Annotated in this window: 4 protein-coding genes; all 4 read right to left on the bottom strand. The window is 73.7% G+C overall.

Annotated features, from left to right (window positions below):
- Positions 1–199: 199 nt before the first annotated feature.
- The 4 genes from ACZ4W5_RS24755 to ACZ4W5_RS24740 all read right to left on the bottom strand — a co-directional run bounded on the left by ACZ4W5_RS24755 (position 200) and on the right by ACZ4W5_RS24740 (position 6600).
- Positions 200–919, bottom strand: coding sequence for a G1 family glutamic endopeptidase (locus tag ACZ4W5_RS24755; protein ID WP_402487304.1), 720 nt, complete (start codon positions 917–919; stop codon positions 200–202).
- A 246-nt stretch (positions 920–1165) separates the two neighbouring features.
- Complete coding sequence (locus ACZ4W5_RS24750) at positions 1166–1528, bottom strand: YciI family protein (RefSeq protein WP_360237875.1); 363 nt, start codon at positions 1526–1528, stop codon at positions 1166–1168.
- A 24-nt stretch (positions 1529–1552) separates the two neighbouring features.
- Positions 1553–4465, bottom strand: coding sequence for an NHLP bacteriocin export ABC transporter permease/ATPase subunit (locus ACZ4W5_RS24745; protein WP_360237877.1), 2913 nt, complete (start codon positions 4463–4465; stop codon positions 1553–1555).
- Positions 4462–6600: an NHLP family bacteriocin export ABC transporter peptidase/permease/ATPase subunit gene (locus ACZ4W5_RS24740; RefSeq protein WP_465656943.1), complete on the bottom strand. Its 2139-nt coding sequence runs from the start codon at positions 6598–6600 to the stop codon at positions 4462–4464. Before ACZ4W5_RS24740 ends, ACZ4W5_RS24745 begins: the two co-directional genes overlap by 4 nt.
- Positions 6601–6742: the final 142 nt, after the last annotated feature.

Below are 6742 nucleotides of genomic sequence, written 5' to 3'. Positions count from 1 at the left end.
GGGGGGGGGGGGGGGGGGGGGGGGGGAGGGGGGGGGGGGGGGGTTTTTTTCCCCCCCCCCCACCCCCCCCCCCCCCCCCCCCCCCCCCCCCTCCCCCCCAACCCCCCCCCCCCCCCCCCCCCCCCCCCCCCCCCCCCCCACACCCCCCCACCCCCCCCCCCCCCCCCCCCCCCCCCCCCCCCCCCCGGAACCGGGGGCGCTACTCCTGGAGGAAGGTCTCGCTGAAGCTGGTGCCGCCGGAGCCGAGGCCACTGGTGGTGGCCTCGTAGCCACTGTTGGAGCTGGGGTCGAGGGCGACCGGGCTGAACGAGCCGAGGGACTTGCCGTTGACGGTGGCCGAGGTGAAGTTCAACGTCCCGAAGTCGGGGTAGGCGCCGGTCGGCGACTCGATGATGACCTCGGCGCTGGTCCGCTGGGCGCTGGTGGACTTGGTGGTGGTGTAGGTCCAGCCCTTGGAGGAGTCGGTCAGCTTGAGGGTGTACCGGCTGCTGCCGGCGTAGGTCACCGAGGCGCTGATGTGGTCGCCGGCCGACACCGGGTACGAACTGAGGCTCAGGTAGACCGGGGCCGCCGGGTACATCTCGTACCAGGCCTGGTTGACCGGGCTGCCGCTGGAGCAGTCGGTGGCCACCCCGGTCTGCTCCACGCTGGAGGAGCCGTACCCGTCGATGCCGACCCACGGGGCGTAGAGGTCGTTGGTGGAGTTGCAGGTCGCGGCGGGCTCGGTCCAGGACGCCGAGACCGAGCTGAAACCGCTGCCGGTCGCGGCGTAGCCGCCCCAGTTGTAGCCGTTGGTGTTGTACGAGAGGGGGCGGAAGGCGAGCCCCTGGACGGCTGCCGCGGTGCTGGGGGCGGCGGGGGCGGCCAGCGAGGTGGCGGCGGCCGCGAGGGTGACGACGCGGACCAGGAATCTGCGCATGGTGGCTCCTTCGTGAGGGGACGAACAGGAGCGCACGCGCCAACGATGGCCTTGGGGGCGGCCGTTGACGGGTGGCAGTACAGCTTGAGCCGACTGTCATGACCGGGGCAAGAGGATCAGGGGGAAGGTTGGCCAAGCCATTGCACGGTCGAGTGCACTTCTTGACGAACCGTCCGAGCCACCAACCGACCGCGCCCCGGCGGCAGTTGCTCGACGGGGCGCGGTACGAACCGGGGCGGAAGGGGATCAGGTCACCCGGACCGGGCGGACCTCGACCAGGTCGCCGGGCGCGGCCGGCATCCAGCGGGCCCAGGCGACGGCCTCGGCCTCGTCGGCCACGTCGATCACCCAGAGACCGCCGAGGTGTTCGTGGCCCTCGCGGTAGGGGCCGTCCGAGACCGGGGTCTGCGCGCCGCCCGGGATGCCGCCGGGCACCACCAGACGGGCGCTGCAACTGCGGCGCAGGCCGCCGCCGTAGCGGACGGTGACGCCGGCCTCGTGCAGCGCCCGTCCGAACCGCGCGTGGGCGGCGTCGAGTTCGGCCTGCTCGGCCTCGCCCAGTCCGTTCCAGACCCGCTCGTCGCCGTGAATGAGCAGGGTGTATTCCATCGTTCCCTCTTCTCCGTCCAGCTGCTACATCTGTCGGCTCGCCAGCCGGGCGAAGAGCCCGTCCCGGTCGGCCAACAGCTCCTCGTACCGGCCCTGCTGCACCACCCGGCCCTGGTCCATCACGATGATCCGGTCGGCCTCGGCGACGGTGGACAGTCGGTGGGCGATCACCACCCGGGTGGCGTTGAGTCTTCGGGTGGATTCGGTGACGAGCCGCTGGGTGGGGTTGTCCAGGGCGCTGGTGGCCTCGTCGAAGAAGACGATGCGGGGCCGGGAGACCAGGGCCCGGGCGATCATCAGGCGCTGGCGCTGGCCGCCGCTGAGGGTGCTGGTGCCCTCGGACAGCACGGTGTTCATGCCCATCGGCATGGCGGCGATGTCCTTGTCGATGCCGGCCATCTCGGCGGCGGCCCAGGCGTCGTCCAGGGTGTGGTTGGTGGAGCCGACGATGTTGGCCTTGATGTCCCCGGCGAGCAGGGCGCCGTTCTGCAGGACCACCCCGCACTGGCGCCGGACCGCGGAGACCTCCAGCTCGCCGAGGTCCTGGCCGTCGTAGAGCACGGTGCCGCTCTCCGGGCGCTCGAAGCCGAGCAGCAGCCGCAGCACGGTGGACTTGCCGCTGCCGGACGGCCCGACCACGGCGACGAACTCGCCGGGCTCGATGCTCAGGGTGACGTCCTGGAGGGCGGCCGGGCCGTCCTCGCCGTAGCGGAAGGTCACATGGCTGAGGCCGAGGCGGCCGGAGAGGTCGCCCGGGTCGGCCTTGCTGTCGTCGACCTCGGGCTTCTCCTCCAGGATCGGCCGCAGCCGCTCCAGCATCGGCACCACGCCCATCGCGGTGACGGCCGCGGAGGTGAACTGGAGGCTGGAGGCGATCAGCAGGTTGAAGGCGGTGAAGAAGGAGAGGAAGACCGGCACCGGGACGTCGCCCTCCAGCGGCCCGGCGATCACGCCGAACACCACCACCGAACAGACCAGCGGGAAGCCCGCGTTGAAGGTGGTGACGGCGTTCTGCACCCGGCGGGAGGAGGCGGCCAGGCCGCGGCCCTTGCCGAGTTCGGCGGCCCACACCCCGAACACCCGGTCCTCGGCCGCCGTGACCCGCAACTTGGGCACGGCGGTGAGGAGTTGGAAGACCCGGGCGGACATGGCCTGCTCGTGGGAGTACAGCCGGCGCTGCCAGCGGACCTCCAGCCGGCCGGCGGCCAGGCCGACGCCCACGCCGACCAGCACCAGCAGGGTGGCCAGGCCGGCCAGCCGCAGGTCGTAGAAGTAGACCAGGACGAGGTTGGCCAGGCCGGTCAGCAGCCCCAGGGTCGCCGTGGTCATCATCCCGGAGAGGGTCTCCTGGGCGGCGCTGACGCCGAGCACGGTGGTGCCGAGCTCACCGGTGGAGTAGTTGGCGAAGAACGGCGCGGGCAGCGAGAGCAGCCTGGTCCAGACGCCGACCTGCATCGCGGCGGTGGAGCGGCTCTCGATCCGCAGCACGGCGATGTTCTGCACGATGGAGAGGGCGGCGACGGCCATCGCGGAGCCGATGACGACCAGGGCGCCCTCGGTGATCAGGTTGCGCTGGGCGTGGGCGACGAAGGTGCCCAGCACCTCGCCGGTCATGATCGGGACGAGCAGCCCGATCAGCGCGACCAGGGCGGCCATCCCGGTGAACATCCACAGGTCCTGCCGGTTGTTGCGCAGGCCGAAGCGGAGCAGGGCGGAGACGGAGCGTACGGCGGAGGGCAGCGGCCGGTAGAGGACGGTGGCCTTGTTCTGCAGTTCGGCGGCGAGCTTCGGGGTCAGCGGGGTGACGCTGCCGCCCTCGGCGAGCACGTAGCCGGTGCCGAGCGGCAGCAGGGCGACGGGGGCGCCGGTCTTGCGGTAACCGACCATCGCGCCGAGGTCGTCCCGCCACCAGGTGCCGTCCAGCCGGACGGAGCGGGTGCGCACGTGCGAGGCCAGGGCGATCGCCTGGAGCCGGTCCAGCCGGTGGTGGTGGCCGGTGCCGGCCACCGGGGCGGTGACGCCGAAGCCCTCGTGGGCGGCGACCAGCCGGGCGGCGGCCAGGGTGGGCTCGTCGCCGGTGGCGTCGCCGATCCGCAGCCGGGAGGAGGTGTCGCGCAGGATGGTCTCGAAGCCGCGCGCGGAGTCGGCGAGGGTGCCGGCGTCGCGCTCCTGGCGGGCGGCGATCTGCTCGGTCTCGGTGTCGCGGCGGCCCTCGATCCGGCGGTCGACGGTGTCCAGCAGCCGCCCGCAGTGGGCGGCCAGACGCTCCCAGAGTCCGCCCTGGTCGAGCAGTTCGCGCGGGGAGCGGGCCCGGACGGTGGCCGGGCCGGCGGCGACCAGCCAGTCCCGTTCGGTCAGCAGGACCTCGGCGCCCTCGGTGAGCTCGCCCGTCGCGCCCTCGGGCGCCTCGACGGTGCCCTGCTCGACCCGCACCCACTGGAGGCCGTCCACCGAGCGCAGGGCCTGGCCCTTCTTGAGGGCGGTCGGCCCGGCCGGGTCGAGCGGGGTGAACTCGCGCGGCGGCAGGGTGTCGCGCAGCGCGCCGGCCAGCGCGGTGAGGCCGCGGGCCAGGCCGGCCAGGAACTGGTCGGCGGCGAGCCGCGGTCCGTCCTGCTCCCGGCTCCGGTCGGCGGCCGGCGTCTCGACCCGGGAGGCGGGGAGGAAGGCCGCGTCGGCGCCGAGCACCGGGCGGGCGACGATGCCCCGGCGGGCCCCGTCGGCGGCCGCGCCGGGTACCAGGGTGCCCGCCTCGATCCGGCAGAGGAAGTGCCAACGCCCCTGGGGCGCACCGGAGTCGAGCCGGACGGCGAACAGGTCGACGGCCCCGGAGCGGACCAGCAGCAGCTGCCCGGGGTCGTCCAGCACGAGGTAGCGTTCGGACCGCGCCTCGGCCGCCTCGGTGAGGGCGGGCGAGAACGCCTCGGTGGACAGACTCACAGTTCGTCCTCCTCCTCGCGGCGCGCGGACTCGATCAGCGCCGTGTAGTGCCCGCCGAGCGCCAACAGCTCGTCGTGGGTGCCGCGTTCGACGATCGAGCCCTCGTGCAGCACGATGATCTCGTCGGCGTCGCGGACGGTGGAGAGCCGGTGGGCGATGATCAGGCAGGCGCAGCCGCGGCGGCGCAGGTTGTCCATGATCACCCGCTCGGTCTCCGGGTCGAGCGCGCTGGTCGCCTCGTCGAGCACCAGCAGGGTCGGCTCGCCGGCCAGCGCCCGGGCCAGCTCCAGCCGTTGGCGCTGGCCGCCGCTGAAGTTGCGGCCGCCCTCCAGGACCGGGCTGTGGATGCCGCCGGGGCGGGTCATCACGGTGTCGAAGACGGCGGCGTCGCGCAGCGCGGCGGTGACCGCCTCGTCCGGGACGTCGTCGTTCCAGAGCGTCAGGTTGTCCCGGACGGTGCCCTCGAACAGCGAGATGTCCTGGTCGACGTAGGCCAGTGAGGAGGCCAGCACGGTACGGGAGATCTCCTCGCGCGGGCGCCCGTCGAGCAGGATCCGGCCGGACCACGGGGCGTACAGGCCGGTGAGCAGCCGGCCCAGGGTGGACTTGCCGCTGCCGGAGCCGCCGACCACGGCGACCCGGCGGCCGGGGACGACGGTCAGGCTGAGGTCCTTGATGATCGGCTCGGAGAGCGGGCTGTAGCCGAAGCGGACGGACTCGAACTCCAGGGTGCCGTCGAGCTTGGGCCCGGCGGGCGGTTCGGGCCGGGCGAAGGCGGCGGCCACGGGGTAGCGCTCGACGTCGTACAGCCGCTTGATGTCGGCGGTGACGTCCTGGAGCCGGCCGCCCAGGTTGGTGAGCTGGGTGACGGGGCGGCTGAGCGCGGCCAGCAGGGTCTGGAAGGAGACCAGGATGCCGACGCTCATCGCGCCGTCCACCACCCGCTGGCCGCCGACCAGCAGGATCAGCCCGCTGTTGAGCGCGGCGAGCATCGGCGGCACGACGGTGAGCACGGCGCTGGGGATGCCGAGCTTCTGCTTGGCGGTGACGACCTTGGCGAGGAAGCCGGCCCAGCGGCCGAAGGCGTCCTGCTCGGCGCCGGTGGCCTTGACGGTCTCGATCAGCGAGAGGGTGGTGAAGGTGGTCGCGGTGAGGTTGCCGCGGTCGGTGCGCAGCGCGGCCACGGCGTCGGTGCGGGCCCGGGCGACGGCCTGCAGCACGACCACGTTGAGCAGCGCCATGCCGACGCCGACGACGCCGAGCAGGATGTCGTAGCGGATCAGCACGGCCGCGTAGAACAGCACCAGGCCGAGGTTGATCACGGTGAGCGCGAGGTCCCGGGAGAGGATCTCGGCGACCACGTCGTTGCCGGACACCCGCTTGGCGACCTCGGCCGGGCGGCGCTGGAGGAAGAAGTCGACCGGCAGCCGCAGCAGGTGGCGGAAGAACCGGGCCGAACTGACCAGCCCCATCCGGATCTCGATCCGCAGCAGGTAGTGCCGCTGGACGGAGGTCAGCACGAAGACGACGACGGCGGTGCCGGTCATGGCGGCCAGCAGCGGGAGGAGGTAGCCGCTCCCGCTGCCGGCCAGGACCCGGTCGATGAACACCCGGGTGTAGGCGGGGATCGCGATGCCGGGCAGCACCAGCAGCAGGCTGGCGAGCAGCACCAGCGGCATGGCGCGCCCGGTCGGGAGCCGGCGCTCCAGCAGGGCGCGGCCGATGCCGCCCTTGTCGCCGCCGGGCCGGAAGTCGGGGCCCTTCTCGAAGGAGAGCACGATGCCGGTGAAGCCGGAGTCGAACTCGTCCCACTCCATCAGCCGGGGGCCGCTGGCCGGGTCGTTGACGGCGACGACGGTGCGGCCGTACCGGGTGCGGATGCCCTCGACGACCATGAAGTGCTGGAAGGCCCAGAAGATGATGACCGGGCCGTCGAGGTCGCGGAGCTTCTCGGCCTCGGTCTGGTAGCCGCGGGCGGTGAGCCCGTACGTGCGGGCGGCGTTCAGCAGGGTGGAGGCGCGGGCGCCGTCGCGGGAGACCCCGCAGACGCCGCGCAGGTCCTCCAGCGGGACCCAGCGGCCGTGGTAGCCGAGGATCATGGCGAGGCTGGCGGCGCCGCACTCCACCGACTCCATCTGCAGGACGGTGGGGACGGCGTGCCGCCAGCGCCGCGGCGGGGGGGGGGGGGGGGGGGGGGGGGGGGGGGGGGGGGGGGGGGGGGGGGGGGGGGTGGGGGGGGGGGGGGGGGGGGGGGGAGGGGGGGGGGGGGGGACGCTG

It is taken from the genome of Kitasatospora sp. NPDC029367, assembly GCF_055569135.1.
This window is presented reverse-complemented; position numbering and strand designations above follow the sequence as displayed.